This is a genomic window from Ruegeria sp. HKCCD9138 (assembly GCF_057220975.1).
In genome coordinates, this window is sequence record NZ_JBWVAZ010000004.1 from 235924 (window position 1) to 257129 (window position 21206).

Consider the following 21206-nt stretch of genomic DNA (forward strand, 5'->3'; position numbering starts at 1 on the left):
CTAGTAGAAAGAAACAGAGTTCAAAATTTCTTCTGCGATCTTGCGGGATCAGCATCGCATTGGAATCAAGCGTATGTTTTTGCTCTTCTTTGCATTTTCTGCAACCAGTCTCGACTGGTGTCGAGAACTCCCACAACGGTCGGTTGTGGAAACCTGAGCGGCGGCGCAAGGAAATGCCTTTCGGTGGCCTCCTCAGGTTACCATCCTATCAATCGCAACTTGGTTTCTGGGCTGTCGAACCAAAAACTCATTGCTGGTTCCACGTGCTGACGATTGACTTGTTTGCGAGAAAAGGCGTTTCGCGCCAGATTCCAGCGACGTTGCAGGCCGTACCTATCCAAAATCGACGCGGCCGCCGTCCGTCCTCGCACCGAATTCGGTTTATCTTGGAAATTCTTTTATGCTAGTTGCGCGTTTTGAGCATTTGGGGATTGGGCAGGTGTCTAAAGAAAGAAGAGAAAAAATGCGCCGACACGCAGCTTTGAGCTGCGCGCCCATGATGGATTGGACAGATCGGCATTGCCGGTACTTTCACCGGCTGCTGAGTGCCGAGACGTTGCTCTACACCGAAATGGTCACTGCGCCGGCGCTGGTGCGGGGCGGGGCATTGCACCTGTTGGATCATGATCCGGCAGAGCACCCAGTGGCGTTGCAGTTGGGTGGTTCCGACCCCAAAGAGCTGGCCCAAGCGGCCAAAACAGGAGCGGATGCGGGCTATGATGAAATTAACCTGAACTGTGGGTGCCCATCGGACAGGGTGCAGTCGGGGACGTTCGGTGCGGTTCTGATGAAGGAACCCGGCCGGGTCGCGGATTGCGTCGCCGCGATGCGCGAGGCCGTGGATGTCGAGGTTACGGTCAAATGCCGAATTGGCGTTGATGAACAAGACCCGCAGAAAGTGCTGCCGGCTTTTCTCGACCAGATTCAGGTTGCAGGATGCCAGCGCGTTACTATTCATGCCCGCAAGGCTTGGCTTCAGGGGCTAAGCCCCAAAGAGAACAGAGATATTCCGCCATTGGATTATGATCTGGTGCATCGGATGAAGACAGTTTTTCCCGACCTTCATATCTCGATCAACGGCGGCATTACCTCGCTTTCGCAGGCCCGCGCGCATCTTGAGGCCGGGCTGGATGGTGTGATGATCGGACGCGCGGCCTATCACCAGCCCGCTGATATTCTGGCCGAAGCAGATCTGCAGGTTTTTGGCACCGGACCGAGAGTTGATCCGGTGGACACCGTACACAAAATGGTGCCCTATATTGACCGACACCTTGCCAAGGGTGGGCGTCTGCACCAGGTCACCCGCCACATGTTGGGCTTGTTCGCAGGCCGCCCCGGAGCGCGCGGTTGGCGCAGGACCTTGTCCGAAGGCGCGGTACGCGAACATGCGGGCCCTGAGGTGGTGTTGCAGGCCCTGGCCTGCGTCGAACCACTGTCACGGGTGGATCGAGCGGTTTGATACGGCCCAGCGCCGACATGGGGGGATGATGCCCGAGACAATGTTGCTGGCCCAGATGCTGGGCCTTTTGCTTGCGATCGGCGCTTTGGCTGGGGTTCTGGCCGGGTTGCTGGGCGTTGGTGGAGGAATTGTTCTGGTTCCTGCGTTTTTCTATACCTTTCAGACGCTTGGTTATGGCGGGCCGCAGCTGATGCAGATGTGCCTGGCGACGTCCCTGGCAACGATCATCGTGACTTCGGTCCGGTCCGTGCTGAGCCACAACAAGAAAGGCGCGGTGGATTGGGATATCCTGCGTGGTTGGGGACCGGGGATTGCCGTGGGCGCGATCATTGGGGTCCTGGTGGCCTCGGCGTTGCGGACTGAAATGCTGCAGGCGTTGTTTGGTATTCTGGGCATGGTAATCGGTGCATATCTCGGGCTGGGTCGATCCGAATGGAGATTGGGTGACGCGATGCCCAAAGGCGTGAAGCGCGCGGCGCTTTCCCCGTCCGTGGGGTTTCTGTCGGTATTGATGGGCATCGGGGGTGGCAGTTTTGGCGTACCGCTGATGAGCCTTTACAACACGCCGATTCATCGGGCTGTGGCGACCGCTGCCGGGTTCGGAGTGATTATCGCCGTTCCGTCGGTTCTTGGCTTCCTGTTTCTCAATATTGCTCCGGAACACCGTCCTCCGTTCACCATTGGTGCCGTGAACCTAGTGGCCTTCTTCATCGTCATCGCAATGACGATGATTACTGCGCCTTGGGGGGTCAAACTGGCCCATGCCATGAATCCCAAACCGCTGAAACGCGTATTTGCGGTGTTCCTGACACTCGTAGCGCTGAACATGCTGCGGCGAGCGTTGGGGTGGTAAACGTGTTCCGGGATCGCGGTTGGGTCAAGTTTCCATACGACCCGATATTGTTTGAATGGGTTGCACACGCCCTGCCTGCGGCCCGCGCTTCGGTGGCAGATCCGGCCCTTGCGGAATGGCACGATTGCGAGGGGACGTGGTTCATCGGAGTCGATGCGTTGGACAATGACGTGCGGGGCAGGGTGGCAGGCTCACCCTCGCTTTCTGGTCAGGCGATCGACTTTGCTACACGGCAATATGGACGGATCGATTTGCACAAGGCGCAGGTGTCGGTGATTTATCCGGGCTATCCGCAACCCCGGCGCGGGGAATCTGAGGCCGCGGCACGATACAGAAGCAGGCGTGATGCGGCACACGTGGACGGCCTGAAACCGACGGGCCCGGATCGCCGACGTCAGGTCGATGAACCACATGCCTGGATATTGGGCATTCCCCTGAACGAGGCGAGTGCGAACGCCGCGCCCATGGTGCTGTGGGAAGGAAGCCACAAAATACTGGGCGCCGCCTTTCGGCGGTCCTTGGCGGACGTGGCGCCTGACGCGTTGGGTCGGGCCGACGTCACGGACGTTTATCAGGCCGCCCGAAGAGAGGTTTTTGACACCTGTCCACGCATTGAACTGCCCGCCCGTCCGGGAGAGGCTTATTTGCTGCACAGGCATTGTCTGCACGGTGTTGCGCCTTGGGGCGAGAACGCCACCGCAGGGCCCGACGGACGGATGATCGCCTATTTCCGGCCCGAGTGTCCGGGCGGTGTAGCCGAATGGCTCGAATCCCCGTAACCTCCTGCCATTCTTATGGCTTTGGAGAGATTTTCAATGATTACGGTTCACACGAATTCCGATGGTGCCCTGATCGAGGTGGAATTGTCCGGTGAGGTCACAAGCGCAGATTACGCAGCCACTTTGGTCCCTGCAATCGAAGCCGCACTGGAAGATCACGACGCGGTGCGCCTGTTGGCGATCGTCACGCCGGAATTCAAGGGGTACGATCTGGGCGCCGCCTGGTCCGACACCAAGCTTGGGCTCAGCCACTGGCGCGGGTTCGACCGCATCGGCGTTGTCGCCGATCAGGGCTGGGTGCAGACGAGCATTCGGTTAGCGGCACCGATCCTGCCCTGTCCGGTTCAGGTGTTCGGGATGGATGAATTAGAATCAGCCCGCAGATGGATTCGCGAATCTCTTGGTACAATTCACGTGACCGATCTGGGCGGACCGTGCGTCCAGATCAGTCTGATGGGGAAGCTGGATTCAGAAGAATACAAACAGGCGCAGGTCGATCTGGACGCCACGCTGGGCGACCGGAAGGGTTTTCGCTTGCTGATCGACCTGCGAGAATTTGATGGATGGCAGGGACTTACCGCCATGGCTGCACATTTTCGTCTGGCGGCAGGGCATATCGGAATGCTGGATCGGGCCGCAATTGTCGGAGATAAGGCCTGGCAAAAAATGGCGCAGCGAATGGCCAGCCATGTTCTGGGCACACGGACGCAGTATTTCCCGTCGGAGGATTTTGAAAACGCCAAAGCGTGGCTCTCGGCCGGGTAAGAGGTCAGGCGCGAAAAAGTCAACTTCTGCGATCTATTAGTCCGCGAAAAAACTGATCGTTGGTCGACGATGAGGGTTGTTTGCGGCAGAAAAAACTGTTCTGCCTCGCATGGTCTTTTGCGAGCAGGGCACGGCTTGACGCCACGGAAGGCAAAAAACATCCGGGGTGTTTCTTGATTGATCAATCAAAAAGTTTCAGAAATTCGCGGGTCTGCCTCCGGATTTCAAGGGGCGGGCATCGAAACTGGACCGCGTCGCTGGGGGGTGCCACTCACTCAAGCTAAAGCGCCCGAACTCACTTTCCCCCTCGGAGTTCGGAGCCGACCCGCAGCGACGTTGGTTGACCCTCATTGGCATGTGAAATGAAAATCAATTCTGTTTGGAAACGCTTCTTCTCGGAAAAGACAATGGTCCTGCCGATCCCGCTTGATTTTAGGTCAGATGCGGACAGGCAGGCGTCGCACTCAACCAACCAGACCGAACTGGTCGAGTTGTTCGGTGCCGACTTGCGCGCGCACGAAGACCTGCACGCTGTTTCAGTGCAGGCTTCGGATTCCGAGTCGAAGGACTGAAGTTTCGGGGTCAAGATCCGTTCAGGCGTGCGGAACGACCGCCGCGGCGCTTGGCCAAACGGGGCTTTCGCTCGGGCAATTCCTGCATGATGCCGGCGCGTTCAGAGCTGTCCATCTTGGACCACCGGGTAATTTCATCGATGGTGCGGTAACAGCCGGTGCAGATGCGTTCGGTCGGGTGGACGACGCAGATCTGGATGCAAGGGCTTTCGACCTCGTTCCGTTTCCAAACCATATTTGTCATCAGCGTTTTCCGATCCGTTAAAGAAAGCGCAGTCTGTCCAGCGCTCCCTGCAGGATATAGCCGGCCGCAACGTGATCGATAACCTGTCCGCGACGTTTTCGTGTCGTATCCGCCTCAAGTAGTGCCTTTTCGGCAGCAACTGTGCTGAGTCGTTCATCCCAGAAACCAATCGGTAAATCGGTCAAACGCATCAGATTCCGTGCAAAAGCGCGGGTCGACTGGCATCTGGGGCCCTCGGTCCCGTCCATGTTCCTGGGCAGGCCAAGAAGGATGCCGCCGATTTCACGATCCGTCGCAATCTCGATCAGGCGGGCTGAATCGAGGGTGAATTTCTTGCGCCGAACGGTCTCCAATGGGCTCGCGACGGTACGCATCCGGTCCGAGACCGCCACACCGATGGTCTTTTCCCCAAGGTCCAACCCCATCAGTGCCGTCATCGGAGGCAAAGCCGAGGCAAACTCTTCGAACACGTCGTAGATCATTGCGCAATTCCGGCCTGAAGCGCCGCCGCATCAATCACCTGCAGCGCTTCGGTGTTGCCGGCAAAGACAGCCATCGCCTCATCCCGGATGTCGATCGCGCGTTGACCCTGTCCCAGCACGCCAAGCGCCGCAATCAGGCGTGCCCATTCTTCAGGTGAACCGCCTTCGGTGGCCAGACGGTCAGATAGTTGGTCCACCATGCCCTGAATCATCTCCTGCCGTTCTTCGGGGGTCAGCTCAGCCGCGGCCTGCATGTCTTCCTGCGAAGGGCCGGGTTCGGCGCTCAGGCTGGGCGCGTTGAAGACGCCCGCGCGGAAGGACAGGTCGTCGATCTGCCCTCGGATCGCCTGTACCCATGGCGCCCCGGACGGAGAGTCGCGCAGCGTGTCCACCCACACCCGGTAGGCCATGTCGGGCCGCCCGATCTGGGCCAGCATCTGTCCCCAATAGTAGCGCGCTGGCCCAAAGCTCGGATCGCGTTCCAGCGCCTGACGCAAAGCCTCTTCAGCCTCGGGCGAGACGTAGCCGCCAGCCGCAAGGATCATCATTTCCGCCAGATCGGCATAAGCTTCGGCCGTGGCAGTGTCGCCGGACAATTCGATAACGCGCTGTTGCGCCTCGTATCCGGCCTTGAAATTGCCGGCGTTGGTTTCGTGCTGTGCCAGCAGCATATGGCCTTGCAGATCATCGGGACGCTGCGCCACCGTATCACGCAGCTGCGTCAGCAGTGCTGCATAACTTTCTTCCAGTTCCGGTGTCTGCACCGCAGGCGCCATTCCCTCTGCATCGGATTGGCCGGGGCGGTTTTCCCGCACGTCTTCCGCCATTTCGATTCGCGCGGACAGGGGCATGTCTGGAAAACCTGCGGCCCCCATCTGACGATACATGGCCAATGCGCCGCCCACCAGAATTGCGGCCATCAGCACCAGAGCAACCACGGATACAGCCCGTGACGGGCCGGCGCTGTCAGTTTCGCCGCGCATTTGGGCGTCAGCGGCCAGAATGCGACGCGAGATTTCCGTGCGCACACGGTCCGCGTCGGCCTTGCCGATCACGCCGCGCGCCAGATCGCGATCGACGCTGGCCAGTTGCTCCCGATAGACACTCAGGTCATATGCCGCTGTCGGCTTGCCGTTCCGGCGTCCGCGCAGCATGGAATACCCAAGAAACCCTGTGATCAGCAGTGCGATCAAGACGATGAGAACCGAGAACGTCATGGTCCCTCCAAAATGGTTGCCCTGACTTAGACCTGTCGGCGACCCGAAAAAAGGGACAAATGGCCGCGAGGGGCCTTCATGTCGCAATAACGCATTATTGCGACGTTGTGTGGCACAGGTAAAATGCCGCCACACGGCATATCTGCGCCCAATCACCGAAGACCGGACGGATTCGCACATGAAACACTACTCAGCCTTTGCTGTGGCGCGTGAAGCGCTGCGCTATCACACCGGATGGGAGCGCGCCTGGCACTCGCCCGAGCCAAAGAAACGGTATGACGTGATCATCGTCGGTGCCGGTGGTCACGGCTTGGCGACCGCGTATTACCTGGGGAAGAACTACGGTATCCAGAATGTCGCGGTAATCGAGAAAGGCTGGCTGGGCGGTGGCAATACCGGTCGAAATACCACCATCATCCGCTCGAACTATTTGCAGGATCCGTCGGCTGCGATCTACGAAAAGGCGCGCGGCCTGTATGAGGATCTGAGCCAGGAACTGAACTACAACATCATGTTCAGCCCCCGCGGCGTGATGATGCTAGCCCAAACCCAGCACGAGATTCGCGGATATCAGCGCACGGCACATGCCAACGCACTGCAGGGTGTAAAAACCGAGTGGATCACCCCCGAGCGCGTCAAGGAACTGGTGCCAATCATCAATATCGACGGTCCGCGCTATCCGGTTCTGGGCGCGCTGTGGCAGGAACGCGGTGGCACGGCCCGACATGATGCGGTGGCCTGGGGCTATGCGCGCGCATGCTCGAACATGGGCATGGACATCATCCAGAAATGCGAAGTCACCGGCGTGCGTCGGGAAAACGGACGCGTAACGGGTGTCGAAACCACCAAGGGTGCGATCGAGTGTGACAAGCTGGGCATTGTTGTCGCCGGTCACTCGGGCCAACTGGCCGAGATGGCGGGCTTCCGTCTGCCGGTCGAGTCGCTGGCCCTGCAGGCGCTGGTGTCCGAGCCGATCAAGCCCTGTATGGACGTGGTGGTCATGGCCAATACCGTTCACGGCTACATGTCCCAATCCGACAAAGGCGAGATGGTGATTGGCGGCGGCACCGACGGGTTCAACAACTACACTCAGCGCGGGTCGTTCCACCATATCGAGGAAACCGTCCGCGCGCTGGTCGAGACCTTCCCGATGATCTCGCGTCTGAAAATGCTGCGTCAGTGGGGCGGCATCGTGGACATGACTGGTGACCGCTCGCCCATCCTGTCGAAAACGCCCTTGGGCGGCTGCTTTATCAACTGCGGCTGGGGCACTGGCGGCTTCAAGTCTATCCCGGGGTCAGGTTGGGGCATGGCACAGCTGATGGCCACCGGCCATTCGCCGCTGACCGAAGCCTTCTCGCTGGAGCGCTTCAAAGAGGGACGCTTCATTGATGAAAGCGTCGCCGCCGGGGTGGCCCACTGATGTCAGTCGCCGGAGTCAGCTCGATGAATGCTATCCGGGCGTTCCGGGGTTTCGGGGCGCGGCTTGATCGCTTTTTTCTCTTCCGTTCGGAAGACAAGAAGGGTGATCAGACCGATTGCGGCCAACGTGCCGGTAATGATGAAAAAAATAGTAAAAGAATCCATGCCTTCAACTTGAGCGTGTGGATGAAAAAAATCAAGCGAGGAGTGGCAAAATGCTGATCCTGAATTGCCCTTACTGTGGCGTAGATGCCGAAGAATCTGAACTGGCCGCTGGCGGCGAGGCGCATCTGAAGCGCTATGGCCCGGGTTCGTCGGACAATGACTTCCACGACTACCTGTTCATGCGTGAGAACCCCAAAGGCGTTCATTTTGAACGCTGGCGCCATGCAAATGGCTGCGGCAAGTGGTTCCACGCGGCACGCTGCACCAACACGCTCGAAGTGTTCGGAACGTATTCCGCGCAGACCACCGAGCCCCCGAAAGAAATTCGCGAGGCTATTTCGGCCAAGCGCCCTGGCTGGAAGTGGAGAGAGTTTGAATGATCCGCGCCGCCATCCGTAATACCGCCTGCGAAAGGTCCGCAACATGAGCACCCGTCTCGCAAAACAAGGCCGGCTGATTGACCGGTCGAAACAGGTCACTTTTACTTTCAACGGCACCTCGATGCAGGGCTACGAGGGCGACACGCTCGCCTCGGCGCTGTTGGCCAATGATCAGATGATGATGGGCCGGTCGTTCAAATACCACCGTCCGCGCGGTGTCGTCGCCAGTGGGGCGGAAGAGCCAAACGCTCTGGTCGGTTTGGGACAGGGCAACCGGTTCGAACCGAATCAGCGTGCGACCACGACCGAACTGTTCAACGGCTTGACCGCTATCTCGCAGAATCACTGGCCGAATCTGGAGTTTGATATTGGCGCGGTGAACACGGCTTTTGCCCGGTTCCTGCCGGCCGGTTTCTACTACAAGACATTCATCCATCCGAAACCGTTCTGGAAACACGTCTACGAACCGTTTATCCGTCAGTCTGCCGGTCTGGGTAAAGCACCTGACAAGGATACCCGCGACGCGGATACCTACGAACACTTCTACGCCTTCTTCGATGTTCTGGTCATCGGTGGCGGTGTCGCTGGCCTGCAAGCCGCGAAGGCGGCAGCTCAGTCCGGTGCCAAGGTCATGTTGATTGAACAGACCGCGCATTGGGGTGGTCGCGCCCCGGTTGACGGCGGAACCATCAATGGCGAGCCTGTGGATAAGTTCGTGGAACAATTGGTTTCCGAACTGGAAACAATGGATAACGTCACGATGCGCTCGCGCTGCATGGGCGCAGGCGTCTATGACCACGGCTATGTGCTGGGGTATGAGCGTCTGACCGACCACACACCAGGCGTTCAGGGACCACGTCATCGCCTGTGGCGCATCCGGGCAAAGCAGGTTGTCACAGCCACTGGCGCTATCGAGCGTCCGCTGTCTTTCGCGGGCAATGATGTGCCGGGCGTTATGCTGGCCTCGGCCATGCGCGATTACGTGGTGAACTGGGGTGTCACACCCGGTGAGCGCGTTATCATCGCCACCAACAATGACGACGCCTATCGCACAGCAATCATCCTGAAGCAGGCCGGCGTCGAAGTGCTGCGTATTGTTGACGCCCGTGCTGCGGCGGGTCCGCTGGCGGAAGAGGCGCGCCAACTGGGCATTCGTGTCGACCCGGGCAAAGCCATTGCCAAAGTCAAAGGCGGCAAGCGCGTCAAGAAGGTTGCGATCTGCAATCAGGAAGGTGTCGGTGGTGCACGCGAAGAGGTCGAGGCCGATGCGGTCGCCATGTCGGGTGGCTGGTCTCCGGTCGTGCACATGTGGTCCCATTGCGGCGGTAAGCTGATCTGGGACGAAGCCAATGCGCATTTCCGCCCTGATCCGGATCGTCCGCCGCTTGGTGCCGATGGCGAAGGGTTCGTTGTTGCTGCCGGGTCCTCGAACGGGCCGCTGGCGTTGGGTGAAGTTCTGGCCGACGCGCATGCGGCGGGGAAGGCCGCAGCGAAGGCCGCCGGTTTCAAGCCCAAGAACACCAAGGCTCCGACCGGCGAAACCACGGATGAAGCACCGATGGAAGCCGTCTGGCTGATGCCGGCCAATGCCGAGGTTCAACTGCGGATGAAATCCTGGCTCGACTTCCAGAACGATGTCAAAGTGTCCGACGTTCAGCTCGCCGCGCGCGAGGGTTATGAGAGCGTTGAGCACACCAAGCGATACACGACGCTGGGAATGGCGACCGATCAGGGTAAGTTGAGCAACATCAACGGTTTGGCGATTCTGGCGGACTCACTGAATTCGGAGATTCCGCAAGTCGGCACCACCACGTTCCGCCCACCGTACACGCCCATTTCCATGGGTGCGATCGGCGGCGAAGCGCGTGGCGACGTGTTCCAGCCAATCCGCCAGACACCGATGCACAACTGGCACGACAAGAACGGAGCAGACTGGGAACCGGTCGGCCACTGGCGCCGGACCTACGCCTATGTCCGTCCCGGTGAGTCCGTGCATGACGCGGTGAACCGCGAAGTGAAAAACACCCGCGAAAACCTCGGCCTGCTTGATGCCTCGACGCTGGGCAAGTTGATCGTCAAGGGCCCCGACGCAGGCAAGTTCCTCGACATGATGTACACCAACATGATGTCCACGCTGAAGGTCGGGAAATGCCGCTATGGCCTGATGTGTTCGGAAAACGGCTTCCTGATCGACGACGGTGTTGTCGCCCGAATCGATGAGGATACCTGGCTGTGCCACACTACCACGGGCGGGGCCGAGCGCATCCATGGTCACATGGAGGAATGGCTGCAGACCGAATGGTGGGACTGGAAAGTCTACGTCGCCAATGTGACCGAGCAGTATGCTCAGGTCGCTGTGGTCGGCCCCAACGCCCGCAAGGTTTTGGAAAAGCTAGGCGGCATGGATGTCAGCAAAGAGGCGCTGCCGTTCATGGAGTGGCGCGATGGCAAGATCGGTGAGTTCGATTGCCGCGCTTACCGTATCTCGTTCTCGGGCGAACTGTCCTATGAGATCGCAGTTCCTGCCAGCCAGGGACAGGCGTTCTGGGACGCTCTGATGGCAGCGGGCAAAGAGTTCGGCGTGATGCCCTATGGCACCGAATGTCTTCACATCCTGCGGGCCGAGAAAGGCTTTATCATGATCGGGGACGAGACCGACGGCACCGTGATCCCGCAGGATCTGGGGCTGCACTGGGCAATCTCGAAAAAGAAAGAAGATTTCCTCGGGAAACGGGCTCAGGAACGTGTCCATATGACCGATCCGGAGCGCTGGAAACTGGTCGGGCTCGAGACTGTGGATGGTTCTGTCATTCCCGACGGGGCTTACGCAGCGGGCGAGGGCGTCAATGCCAACGGTCAGCGCAACATGATCGGGCGTGTGACGTCGACTTATTACTCGGCCAACCTGGGCAAAGGCATCGCCATGGGCCTGATCAAGCACGGCCCGGACCGGATGGGTGAGATTGTCGAATTCCCGGGCACCGACGGCAAAACCTACAAAGCAAAGATCGTGGACCCGATCTTCTTCGACAAGGACGGGGAGAAGCAGAATGTCTGAACCCATCAGCGCACTGAACCACGCCAGCTATGATGGCATCGCCAAGGTCGAGGAAGTCGGCCTGCAGGGCATGATCACCCTGCGCGGCGACTTGTCAGACAAGGTGTTGGCCAAGGCCGTCAAGGACGCCACCGGGCAGAAGGTGCCCGGCCAGCGTGAGGCACTTGTCAACGGCGATACCGGCGTCTGCTGGATGTCCACTGACGAATTGCTGGTGCTTGTTCCCTACGCCGAGGTCGAGGCCAAACTGACCGCCATGACCAACGCGCTGAGCGGCACGCATGCACTGGCGGTCAACGTGTCGGATGCCCGCGCCGTGTTCCGCATCTCGGGTGGCAACGCGTGCGAAGTGCTGGGCAAGCTGGCTCCGGTTGATCTGTCAGCCGAGGCATTTCAACCCGGCCAGATCCGCCGTTCGCGCCTGGCGCAAGTGGCGGGGGCATTCTGGATGGACGATGCCGAGACCTTCCGCGTCGTCTGTTTCCGGTCGACTGCCGATTATGTATTCAAACTGATCAAGGTGGCGGCGCAGCCGGGCAGTGAGGTCGGGGTTTACTAGTACCGAAAAGTGAAGGCCCCAGATCTTCCGGGGCCTCTCTTAACTTTTGGCGCTGCAATTACCGACACCGTAGGGTTTGTTGCTGTAATTCGCATGAGCCCAGCACATACGGACTTTTACTGTCTTGTTCTCGGCATCCAGGTTTGCTTGGTATTTCACCCGCTGTTTCGTGCCATCAGACAATGGAGCGGTTATGTTCCAAGAAATGCGATACCCTTTTGCACCACGGTTCTTCAATCGCGCCTCTGTCCAGTCGTGATAGCTGCTGACGGCCTTCGCCTTTTCTGAATTGGCATCAATCTGGAACGCATATTCAGGTGCGATCCAGCCAAGGCCATCCTGTTTGGTCATTTTGCAATGAATGGTCATGGTCTCTGCGGCTGCTGTCTGAGCGGTCAACATGCCGGCAATCAATAAAGCTAATGAAACTCTCACTAGTTAATATCCTTCCTACTCTTCCGTAAGTGCAGTTCAACAATCACTTATTTGAGGTTGCAAGCGTAAAATTACTTATTCGGGAAAATGAGTTCACCCACTCTACCGTAAGAGCAATATGGATTGGTACTTCATCAACTCCTGTTGCCCAAGGATATTCCGGATGTCCAAAGGATGTCCGGCTACGTTCCGAACCTCGGAATAGAATGACAGGCTTTCTAAGAGATTTTTTGTCCATTCATGCCGATTTTCGTCTGCCAACAAGGGCGAATGAAGCGACAGGAACAAGGCTGGGCGCTGTTTCTTCAGCCATGCCAACAGCGTCGGCAAAACAAAAAACTCGGCCCCCTCGATATCCATCTTGACCAGCGAAACTCTGGACAGGTCATTGACTGCCTCGAACTGATCCCATGCGATGGTCAAAGCGTCGGTCCCGTGTGCGCCGTCATGCAGCAGAGAGCTGGTGGAATCGCCAGGTTCGCCCCGAACCGAGGCCATACGCGCAACGCCGAACTCGTCCGACAGGGCGACACAGAAGGCCGAAACGTTGCGAATGTTGTTCAGGTCCAAATTCCATGCCAGGTGCCGAAACGCGGTGGGATCGGGTTCGAAACACCACACATGACGGGCGCGGCGGGCACCGTACAGGACGGTGGGGCCGATCCATGCGCCGATATCCAGATAATCCCTGTCAGGGGACAGGTGTTTGTCCAGCACGTCAAAAGTCTCGGGTTCCCAGGCACCGGCCGAGGCTTTGCGCCAGAATTTCGAATGGTAGGGGTCCAGACGAAATGGCTCGCCATTCAGGTTGCCTGCATAATACCCGCGGGCGCGGTAAAACATCTTGCGCGCCTGTGTCAGCATCGCGGACCTCGTGGTTTTGTGATCTCGGCCCTTGACCTGCGGCTGTTGCCAAAGCATTTAACCCTTGGGAACCGCAACTTATATTTCACAGGGGGCCAAGATGGCTTTTGAACTTCCTGATCTTCCTTATGCACATGACGCGCTGGCAGCCAAGGGTATGTCCGCGGAAACGTTGGAATATCACCACGACCTGCACCACAAAGCCTATGTCGACAACGGCAACAAGCTGATCGCCGGAACCGAGTGGGACGGCAAGTCGCTGGAAGAGATCATCGTTGGCACCTACGACGCCAACTCCGTCGCGCAGAACGGCATCTTCAACAACATCAGCCAGCTGTGGAACCACAACCAATTCTGGGAAATGATGGGCCCCGGCGGCAACGCCATGCCTGGCGAGTTGGAGAAGGCCCTGACCGAGAGCTTCGGCTCGGTCGACGAATTCAAATCGCAGTTCAGCGCCGCCGGTGCAGGCCAGTTTGGTTCCGGTTGGGCGTGGCTGGTCAAGAACTCGGACGGTTCGCTGGCTGTCACCAAGACCGAAAACGGTGTGAACCCGCTGTGCTTCGGTCAGACTGCTCTGCTGGGTTGCGACGTGTGGGAGCATTCCTATTACATCGATTTCCGCAACAAGCGTCCGGCATACCTGTCGAACTTCCTCGACAATCTGGTGAACTGGGAAAACGTTGCGTCGCGCATGTAATCCAATAGCCCGCTAACGTGGGACAAGGGCCCGCCGGCAGTGACGCTGGCGGGCTTTTTCTTTCTGGGGCGGCTGTTAGCCGAGGACAGCGCCGCGGCAGCGAATTTGTCGGGTCGGGGCCATTGCTTGGCAGTGCTGAGTGCAAACGAAACAACTCTAAGTCCAGCGGGCAACATCTGGGAAATTGCCCGCCAGGCAAGGGTATGAAGACGGTCAGAACTTTCCGTTGTCATGCGCCATTTCTACGGGGATCGGAGAAACCACATCCCAGTGTTCGACGATTTTGCTGTTCTCAACGCGCCAAAGATCAAAGAACGCCCAGGGCTTGCCACCCATGATTGCGTCCGATGCCACAAAGACAAAATTTCCTTCGGCCACGGCGAATTGCGGTTCGAATTTTGTGATAACCTGACCCTGCGCGGCATATTCTTCAATGGCGGCCATTAGCCCATCCAGACCATCGTCGATCATCGGGTTATGCTGCATATAGATTTCGGGATCCATGTAATCCGCCACATTTTCCGGGGCGGCCCCGGCCAGTACGTCGCGGACAAAGCCCAGAACAAGCGCTTTGTTGGCTTGGGTCTGGTCCGGATCGGTGATTTCAGTGGCGCCGTCTGTCATCCCGCGGCCAGAAACGGTGGTTTCGGGAACCGCTTGCAGATTGTCCCAGTGTTCGACGACCTTGCCGTCCTCGACGCGGAACACATCGAAGGCGGCGAGGGATGGCGCGCCAAAGGCGTCGGCGTTTTCGTAAGTATTGTGCAACACCACCAGATCGCCTTCGGTTATCACCCGATGGGTCGTCACCGTCATGCCAGATTGTTCAACCAAAGGTATCAGCCCAATCAGACCTTCGGCACCGGTTGGGACTTGCGGATTATGCTGAATGTAGTCGGGTGCCACCAATTGCCCCGCGGCTTGAGGGTCGTGTTCAATAAAGGCCGCTGAAAACAAGGCGAGGACAAGTTCTTTGGGGGTCATGTTGAGCTTCCTTTTCGTGATTCGAGTTGTGGCAATAGTAAGTATTAAAAACGAACTACATATCAATTACGCACTTTATGGGAACATGGTTGTGTAAAGGATACTGCATTAAAAACATGGACTTGAATTAAAAGGATTTGGTACTATGATCGTGTTTAGTATCAAAAACGCACCTGGGATCACAATGCTGCCTGTAGGCGTCAACAGCAAAGCCGAAGCGTCGAACTGCTCTATTCGCTCCGTTCTGTCCAACGTGACGGGTAAATGGCGCATGATCATTATTCTGGCGTTGGAGGACGAACCTAAACGGTTTGGAGAGCTCAAGCGTTGTATCGGAGACGTAACGCAGCGCGTGCTGACCGAGAACCTGCGGGGTCTGCAGCGTGACGGGTACCTGACCCGAACGGTCGATCCGGGTCCACCTGTCGCGGTGTCGTACGAGCTTACACCATTGGGCCGCAGTTTGCTGGAACTGCTAAAACCGCTGGTATTGTGGTCTCACGAGCAAATGGACCAGGTAAAATCCGCGCGCATGGAATTCGAGAGAGAGCAGACGAAGTGACGCTAAGGGCCGGTGTCTTTTTCGAGGCCGTAAATGTTGTATCAACCTGACATTGGGTCGACGTTGCATCGAACCGCCATTCCCAACCTGCAGCCGCGCCGCTTGTCGATGGGTAACGGCATTTCTTACTTGGCCGATTGCCGGTGAAAACCTGCCGATACGTCAACTTTCGGATTGAGACCTATTGCAGGGGCGCTGGCAATACCTAGCTATAGTGTGCGGAGGGAGAGAGCCGCCAACCAATAGAAGACCTATCGAAACGGTGCGTGGAAAACCCGTCTGCGCGCAATTGCAGAATTGTGTCTGAAAAACGAGGGAAGCCAGTTTAGCCTTTGCAGGAGATTACAATGGCAGCACTTGAACAGGGAACTTGGGTCATCATCGCCGACGGAGAAAAGGCATTGGTGATGGAGAACATCACGGATGCACAGGACCCCAACCTGGTGGTCGTATCCGTTGAAGAAACGGACGCAGAGCCTTCAAAACGCAACGATAAAGCTGGCCGGCGCTATGACGGGGGCCCGAAGCAGAAATCGGCAGTCGAAGAAGAAACATGGAAAACCCATGCCAAATCACTGTTCGTTCAGGATGTTGCCAATCTGCTGAACCGAAAAGGATTGAAAGGGGCTTACAAACGGTTGGTTCTGGTTGCCAGCCCGCACGTTCTGGGCCTTTTGCGCCGCCGTCTTCACACCGAAGTTTTGGCGAAGGTTGTCGCCGAAATTGACAAGACCTTGACCAATCATCCCCTGCACAAGGTCGAAGGGATCCTCAGATCCAGGTTGGCCAAACCGGCCTAAGTCAAAAACTAACGGGCGGCATGGACCGCCCGTTTTCTTCTGTCAGGCCAGCATGTTGCGCAGTTTGGACATGGCGGTCTGCGGTGTGTCGACCCAGGTAATGAACTCTGCCAAAGAGCTTTCGGCAAATCCTTGGTCGATAACACCGTCCAGTAATGTATGCAGGGCGTCCCAATACCCGGCGACATTCATCACCAGAATTGGTTTGTCATGCAGCCCCAACTGACGCCATGTGAGGGCCTCGAACAGTTCGTCCAATGACCCGGGGCCACCGGGCAATACCATTACGGCATCCGCATTCATGATCATGACTTTTTTGCGCTCGTGCATCGTTTCAGTAACGACAAAGCGCGTCAGGTCGGTTTTGCCAACCTCGCGTTGCAACAGGTGTACGGGGATCACGCCGAACGTGTCACCTCCGGCCGATTGGGCGGCGCGCGAGACCTCTCCCATCAAGCCGACATCTCCGGCACCGTAGACGAGGCGCCATCCCTCGTTGGCCAGCAGGGTCCCGAACTCTCGGGCTGCGTCGGCATAGGCTGTGTTTGCGCCGTTACGTGACCCGCAATACACACAGACGGATTTCTGGGACATGAATTGAAGACTCCGGACTTGTATCTCAGGTTTTGACCCCTGATAGCGGGATTGATAGGTTGGCTCAACCGCCACGCAGAATGTGTGGAAGTCAAAGCATTTGCGCTGCGGAATGAAAGGAAAACAATGGACGCCAAGTCGGGAAGCGGAGGTTTCGGAACATTCGCCTGGGGGGTGATCGCCGGTCTCATTGCAGTGATCGCAGCGGGAGGACTGTATCTGAGCGGCATCTTGAACGGAGATGGCGATGCGCCTCCGGCTCAGACGGCAGAGTCTGAAGCACAACAGCCGACGGATGAAACCGTTGCACAGACAGACGACGCGACGCCTGAGGCGACTGAAGAGACACCATCCGTAACAGAGGAATCTGAGCAGGTTACGGAAGAAGCCGCGACCGAGACTGCCGAGACACCAGTGGACGAAGCAGTGGGTGAAACCAAAGCTCCGGCGACAGTTGCGGCGGCACCTGTTCTGGACCAGATTTTCGTTGAACCGGATGGAAATGCGGTTTTGTCGGGAACTGCCGATCCCGGTGTCGAAATCAACGTATTGCTCGATGGAGTGCCGGTACACAGCTTCACGGTGGATGAAACCGGGCAATTCGCCGTTTTCGTTACCATACCCTTTGCCGAGACGGCGCGCGGGCTTGTCCTGGAGACCAGAGACGGTGCGCAGTCGAAAAGATCGGATGACTACCTGATCGCCGCATTGCCCGAACCGGAGCCGGAAGCCTCTCCGGCTGGGGTCGCCGCGTCACCCGCAGCCGAAGATGCCGCATCTCAGGATTCTGCGACCGAACCGGCAAATGCCGAGACCGCTGATGCAGATCCCGAACGGACCGAAGAGGAGGGACAGCTCGACGCACAAGCCGAACTCACCACGGATGCGACGGACGCCACGCAGGACCAGCAAGTGGCTGTAATACGTTCGGGCGAGGAGGGCGTGGAGCTTGTACAACCGCCGACCGTACAGACCACTCCGCCGGAGCAAGTTGCATTAGACACTATCGGCTACTCCGACGTCGGTGACGTCGAGTTGACAGGACGCGTGCAGCAGGATTCGGCTGTGCGGCTGTATCTGGACAATCGACTTGTCGATGATCTTGCCCCGACCGAAGATGGAAAGTGGCGGAGTGAGCTGGAAGACATTGACCCCGGTGTCTATACCCTGCGCGTGGATGAGGTCGCGTCGGACGGGACGGTTGTCAGCCGCCTTGAAACGCCTTTCAAACGCGAACCTGTGGAGGTGCTGCGCGAGGCAGAGCCTGAAACAACAGGCGAGACGCCTCCGATCCGGTCGGTGACGGTTCAGAAGGGAGATACGCTCTGGGCCATTTCACGCAAGCGGTATGGGGACGGTATTCTGTATGTCAGGGTGTTCGAGGCTAACCGGGATTCGATCCGAGACCCCGACCTGATCTATCCGGGGCAGATATTCACCATCCCCGAGTAAGCGCATGACCTCTGGCCCTATTGGGGCTGGCGAATATCCCTGACCGCACAAGGTACGTGAAAAGGCAAACACCCTGATGCATTCCGCCGACAATCCCGCACCAGACGAACACCGCTCGGGCTGGCGCACCATACGCAAGGTCGCGCCGTACCTTTGGCCCGAAGACGAATCGTGGGTCAAACGTCGCGTGGTGCTGGCAATGGTCATGCTGGTTCTGGCCAAGCTGATCGCCGTCTATACGCCGATCCTGTATAAAGGGGCGGTGGACAGTCTGGCCGGCGAAGGCGTTCCGCCATTGGCGTTGGGCGCGGTTGGCCTGACCGTGGCCTATGGCGTTGCGCGCATGATGACCGTCGGGTTCCAGCAATTGCGCGATGCCTTGTTCGCACCGGTCGGACAGAGGGCGCTGCGTGCACTGGCGCTGGAAACCTTTCAGCATATCCATCAGTTATCGATGCGCTATCACGTGACCCGCCGCACTGGTGGCCTCAGCCGGATCATTGAGCGCGGGGTAAAGGGTGTCGAATTCCTGTTGCGGTTCCTGCTGTTTTCCATTGGACCGTTGATCCTGGAACTGTTGCTGGTCGCGATCATCCTGATGTGGCTTTTCGATGTCTGGTACCTGGTCGTCGTTGCCGTCACCATTGCGCTTTATATCTGGTTCACTTTTGCCATAACCGAATGGCGCGTGAAGCTGCGGCGCGAGATGAACGATCAGGACACCGAGGCCAATCAACGCGCCATCGACAGCCTGCTGAACTTCGAAACGGTCAAGTATTTCAACGCCGAAACGCGCGAAGCTGATCGTTATGACGTGTCAATGAAAGCTTATGCGCAGGCGGCTTTGAAAACGGCCTATTCGCTGGCGTTTCTGAATTTTGGTCAGTCTTTTCTGATCACATGCGGTCTGATCGGCGTCATGGTTCTGGCCGCGACCGGGGTTCAGAACGGGTCGCTGACAGTGGGCGATTTCGTGATGGTAAACGCCTACATGATCCAGATCACGGTGCCACTGAACTTTCTGGGCACGGTCTATCGGGAAATCCGGCAGTCACTGGTGGATATGGGGCAGATGTTCGACCTGCTCGAACAACCTGCTGAAGTCACCGACAAACCGGGTGCACCGGACCTGAATGTGTCCGGCGGCGAGGTCGCGCTGGAAAATGTCCGGTTTGGCTATGAGGCGGACAGAGAAATCCTCAAAGGTGTTTCCCTGACTGTACCGGCGGGGCAGACCGTGGCTATCGTGGGTGCGACCGGGTCGGGAAAATCCACCATTGGCCGATTGTTGTTCCGGTTCTATGACGTCACCGGCGGGGCATTGAAGATCGATGGGCAGGATGTGCGCGATGTTACTCAGACCAGCTTGCACTCTTCCATCGGCGTAGTGCCGCAGGATACCGTACTGTTCAACGACACGATCCGCTACAACATTGCCTACGGTCGCGAAGGCGCCTCGCAAGCCGATGTAGAAGAGGCCGCTAAGGCCGCCCAGATACACGATTTTATCGTCTCGTTGCCCGAGGGTTATGATACCAAGGTGGGCGAGCGGGGATTGAAACTGTCCGGGGGTGAAAAACAGCGCGTGGGCATCGCCCGGACGCTGCTGAAGAACCCACCGATCCTGTTGCTGGACGAGGCGACCTCGGCATTGGATACCGACACGGAACAGGACATCAAGGACGCTCTGGCGCGCGCAGGTGAGGGGCGGACGGTGATTACGATTGCCCACCGCCTGAGCACGATCGCAGAGGCGGACCAGATCGTCGTGCTGGAACGTGGCGAGATCATCGAACAGGGCACGCATGACGAACTGCTGTCGCGCGAGGGCCGGTACGCACAGCTTTGGAGCCGGCAGCAGGCGGACGCACAGGCGGCGTGAAGAAGCCGCTCAGAAATGCTATGATGGGTCGCAGATCAGCGGAGGGTTCCTCATGCGCGGATCACTGCGAAAGACGTTTCTGCCGGCATTGGCGGCCTTGCTAATTGGTGCGGTTGCTGCCGCGGCCGACCCGATCGAAGGTGTATGGAAGACGGAACCGGATCGTAAGAACCTGACCTCTCACATCAAAATCACGGCCTGCGGCGACAAATTCTGCGGGCAGATACTCTCGGCCTATGATGCGTCCGGCAAGGAAGTGCAGACGCCCAATATCGGAAAGAAACTGTTTTGGGATGTGGCAAACCAAGGCGGTGGCAACTACGGGGGTGGTGATTTCTGGGTCCCCATGATCAACGTTGACGTTTCCCCGCAAATGACCTTGTCCGGCAATTCACTTTCCGTGCGGGGATGCGAGCACGTTGTATGCGCGCATCAGACCTGGACGCGGCTGCACCCTTAAATCCGGTATCGCGCTGCGCTACCGATCACTTTTGGGGAAGCCTCCCGAAATCCCTGGTCGCAATATTTAGTTGACCGGGTGTCACCATCACATATTACCGATGTGCACGAACTGCGGCACGCAGTTCGCGTGAGATGAGGCACGATTACAGAGGAAACCTTGATGAAGAAATTTCTTGCAGCACCGATTGTTGGCGTTTTGTTTCTGGCGTCCACGGCTCAGGCCGAGGACCTGACGTTTCTGCTGGCAAATGAAAGCAGCGCAGACCTGACCGGGTTCAATGTTTCACCTGCATCTTCGAATGACTGGGAAGGTAACCTGCTGCGCGGAGGGTACATCGCGCCGGGTTACGAGATCGATGTTGTGATCGCAGACGGATTGTCGACCTGTATCTACGACATCCGCGGAGAGTTCTCGGATGGATCGACAGCCGAGGATTATGGCCTGGATCTGTGCGACCTGGGTGAGTATGTCTTTACGGATTGATCCGTGACCCCGATTTGAAAATGGCGAGCCCT

General features: G+C 58.0%; 24 protein-coding genes. 17 read left to right on the plus strand and 7 right to left on the minus strand.

The features are described from left to right. Positions 1-463: 463 nt before the first annotated feature. The 5 genes from dusA to AC2TEL_RS09190 all read left to right on the plus strand — a co-directional run bounded on the left by dusA (position 464) and on the right by AC2TEL_RS09190 (position 4428). Positions 464-1459: a tRNA dihydrouridine(20/20a) synthase DusA gene (dusA, locus tag AC2TEL_RS09170; protein ID WP_480843256.1), complete on the plus strand. Its 996-nt coding sequence runs from the start codon at positions 464-466 to the stop codon at positions 1457-1459. 28 nt (positions 1460-1487) lie between these two features. Then, positions 1488-2312, plus strand: a complete 825-nt coding sequence (locus AC2TEL_RS09175) for a sulfite exporter TauE/SafE family protein (RefSeq protein WP_480843254.1) — start codon at positions 1488-1490, stop codon at positions 2310-2312. After that, positions 2306-3091 carry a hypothetical protein gene (locus AC2TEL_RS09180; RefSeq protein ID WP_480903325.1) on the plus strand — a complete coding sequence of 262 codons (786 nt, stop codon included), beginning with the start codon at positions 2306-2308 and terminating at the stop codon, positions 3089-3091. Before AC2TEL_RS09175 ends, AC2TEL_RS09180 begins: the two co-directional genes overlap by 7 nt. Before the next feature lie 36 nt (positions 3092-3127). Next, the gene (locus AC2TEL_RS09185) at positions 3128-3856 is read left to right on the plus strand and encodes a SpoIIAA family protein (RefSeq protein ID WP_480903327.1); all 729 of its coding nucleotides are present in this window, start codon (positions 3128-3130) and stop codon (positions 3854-3856) included. Between the two features lie 362 nt (positions 3857-4218). Then, positions 4219-4428, plus strand: coding sequence for a hypothetical protein (locus AC2TEL_RS09190; RefSeq protein ID WP_480903329.1), 210 nt, complete (start codon positions 4219-4221; stop codon positions 4426-4428). A 10-nt stretch (positions 4429-4438) separates the two neighbouring features. Here the strand turns inward: AC2TEL_RS09190 and AC2TEL_RS09195 are convergent, their stop codons facing one another. From AC2TEL_RS09195 to ccmI, 3 genes are read right to left on the minus strand one after another with little or no spacing between them, the layout of a single operon-like run. Continuing rightward, positions 4439-4672 carry a DUF1289 domain-containing protein gene (locus AC2TEL_RS09195; RefSeq protein WP_480843247.1) on the minus strand — a complete coding sequence of 78 codons (234 nt, stop codon included), beginning with the start codon at positions 4670-4672 and terminating at the stop codon, positions 4439-4441. Between the two features lie 17 nt (positions 4673-4689). Next, complete coding sequence (ruvX, locus tag AC2TEL_RS09200; RefSeq protein ID WP_480843245.1) at positions 4690-5154, minus strand: Holliday junction resolvase RuvX; 465 nt, start codon at positions 5152-5154, stop codon at positions 4690-4692. Continuing rightward, positions 5151-6371 carry a c-type cytochrome biogenesis protein CcmI gene (gene ccmI, locus AC2TEL_RS09205; protein WP_480903331.1) on the minus strand — a complete coding sequence of 407 codons (1221 nt, stop codon included), beginning with the start codon at positions 6369-6371 and terminating at the stop codon, positions 5151-5153. Before ccmI ends, ruvX begins: the two co-directional genes overlap by 4 nt. A gap of 178 nt (positions 6372-6549) precedes the next feature. Between ccmI and AC2TEL_RS09210 the strand changes: the two genes are divergently transcribed. The 5 genes from AC2TEL_RS09210 to AC2TEL_RS09230 are packed head-to-tail and all read left to right on the plus strand — an operon-like array spanning position 6550 to position 11955. Next, the gene (locus AC2TEL_RS09210; protein WP_480903333.1) at positions 6550-7794 is read left to right on the plus strand and encodes a sarcosine oxidase subunit beta family protein; all 1245 of its coding nucleotides are present in this window, start codon (positions 6550-6552) and stop codon (positions 7792-7794) included. Between the two features lie 23 nt (positions 7795-7817). Beyond that, positions 7818-8015 carry a hypothetical protein gene (locus tag AC2TEL_RS09215; protein WP_480903335.1) on the plus strand — a complete coding sequence of 66 codons (198 nt, stop codon included), beginning with the start codon at positions 7818-7820 and terminating at the stop codon, positions 8013-8015. Further along, entirely contained in the window at positions 8009-8338 is a 330-nt protein-coding gene (locus AC2TEL_RS09220) for a sarcosine oxidase subunit delta (protein ID WP_480843238.1), read from the plus strand. Before AC2TEL_RS09215 ends, AC2TEL_RS09220 begins: the two co-directional genes overlap by 7 nt. Before the next feature lie 43 nt (positions 8339-8381). After that, positions 8382-11396, plus strand: coding sequence for a sarcosine oxidase subunit alpha family protein (locus AC2TEL_RS09225; protein ID WP_480903337.1), 3015 nt, complete (start codon positions 8382-8384; stop codon positions 11394-11396). Continuing rightward, the gene (locus AC2TEL_RS09230) at positions 11389-11955 is read left to right on the plus strand and encodes a sarcosine oxidase subunit gamma (RefSeq protein ID WP_480843236.1); all 567 of its coding nucleotides are present in this window, start codon (positions 11389-11391) and stop codon (positions 11953-11955) included. The genes AC2TEL_RS09225 and AC2TEL_RS09230 overlap by 8 nt, the downstream gene beginning before the upstream one ends. A 39-nt stretch (positions 11956-11994) precedes the next feature. Here AC2TEL_RS09230 and AC2TEL_RS09235 read toward each other — a convergent pair whose 3' ends face one another. After that, positions 11995-12390 (minus strand): hypothetical protein, encoded by a 396-nt coding sequence (locus tag AC2TEL_RS09235; RefSeq protein ID WP_480903338.1) that lies wholly within the window; start codon positions 12388-12390, stop codon positions 11995-11997. Positions 12391-12492: 102 nt separating this feature from the next. Then, positions 12493-13254: an FkbM family methyltransferase gene (locus AC2TEL_RS09240; protein WP_480903340.1), complete on the minus strand. Its 762-nt coding sequence runs from the start codon at positions 13252-13254 to the stop codon at positions 12493-12495. 100 nt (positions 13255-13354) lie between these two features. On the opposite strand from AC2TEL_RS09240, the gene AC2TEL_RS09245 reads away from it, so the two are divergent. Further along, complete coding sequence (locus AC2TEL_RS09245) at positions 13355-13954, plus strand: superoxide dismutase (RefSeq protein WP_480903342.1); 600 nt, start codon at positions 13355-13357, stop codon at positions 13952-13954. A gap of 213 nt (positions 13955-14167) precedes the next feature. Here the strand turns inward: AC2TEL_RS09245 and AC2TEL_RS09250 are convergent, their stop codons facing one another. Continuing rightward, positions 14168-14938, minus strand: coding sequence for a nuclear transport factor 2 family protein (locus tag AC2TEL_RS09250; RefSeq protein WP_480903344.1), 771 nt, complete (start codon positions 14936-14938; stop codon positions 14168-14170). Between the two features lie 145 nt (positions 14939-15083). Between AC2TEL_RS09250 and AC2TEL_RS09255 the strand changes: the two genes are divergently transcribed. Both AC2TEL_RS09255 and AC2TEL_RS09260 read left to right on the plus strand, forming a co-directional pair. Further along, a complete protein-coding gene (locus tag AC2TEL_RS09255) occupies positions 15084-15500 on the plus strand; it encodes a winged helix-turn-helix transcriptional regulator (RefSeq protein WP_480843228.1) in 417 nt (138 codons plus the stop codon). A gap of 347 nt (positions 15501-15847) precedes the next feature. Then, on the plus strand, positions 15848-16300 hold the full coding sequence (locus AC2TEL_RS09260; protein WP_480843226.1) for a baeRF12 domain-containing protein: 453 nt from the start codon (positions 15848-15850) through the stop codon (positions 16298-16300). A 42-nt stretch (positions 16301-16342) separates the two neighbouring features. Here the strand turns inward: AC2TEL_RS09260 and AC2TEL_RS09265 are convergent, their stop codons facing one another. Continuing rightward, positions 16343-16894, minus strand: coding sequence for an LOG family protein (locus tag AC2TEL_RS09265; RefSeq protein WP_480843224.1), 552 nt, complete (start codon positions 16892-16894; stop codon positions 16343-16345). Between the two features lie 126 nt (positions 16895-17020). On the opposite strand from AC2TEL_RS09265, the gene AC2TEL_RS09270 reads away from it, so the two are divergent. The 4 genes from AC2TEL_RS09270 to AC2TEL_RS09285 all read left to right on the plus strand — a co-directional run bounded on the left by AC2TEL_RS09270 (position 17021) and on the right by AC2TEL_RS09285 (position 21174). Beyond that, positions 17021-18346 (plus strand): LysM peptidoglycan-binding domain-containing protein, encoded by a 1326-nt coding sequence (locus AC2TEL_RS09270; RefSeq protein WP_480903346.1) that lies wholly within the window; start codon positions 17021-17023, stop codon positions 18344-18346. A gap of 76 nt (positions 18347-18422) precedes the next feature. After that, the gene (locus AC2TEL_RS09275) at positions 18423-20228 is read left to right on the plus strand and encodes an ABCB family ABC transporter ATP-binding protein/permease (RefSeq protein WP_480843220.1); all 1806 of its coding nucleotides are present in this window, start codon (positions 18423-18425) and stop codon (positions 20226-20228) included. A gap of 52 nt (positions 20229-20280) precedes the next feature. Next, complete coding sequence (locus AC2TEL_RS09280) at positions 20281-20688, plus strand: DUF2147 domain-containing protein (protein ID WP_480843218.1); 408 nt, start codon at positions 20281-20283, stop codon at positions 20686-20688. Between the two features lie 162 nt (positions 20689-20850). Further along, positions 20851-21174 (plus strand): hypothetical protein, encoded by a 324-nt coding sequence (locus AC2TEL_RS09285; protein WP_480843217.1) that lies wholly within the window; start codon positions 20851-20853, stop codon positions 21172-21174. Positions 21175-21206: the final 32 nt, after the last annotated feature.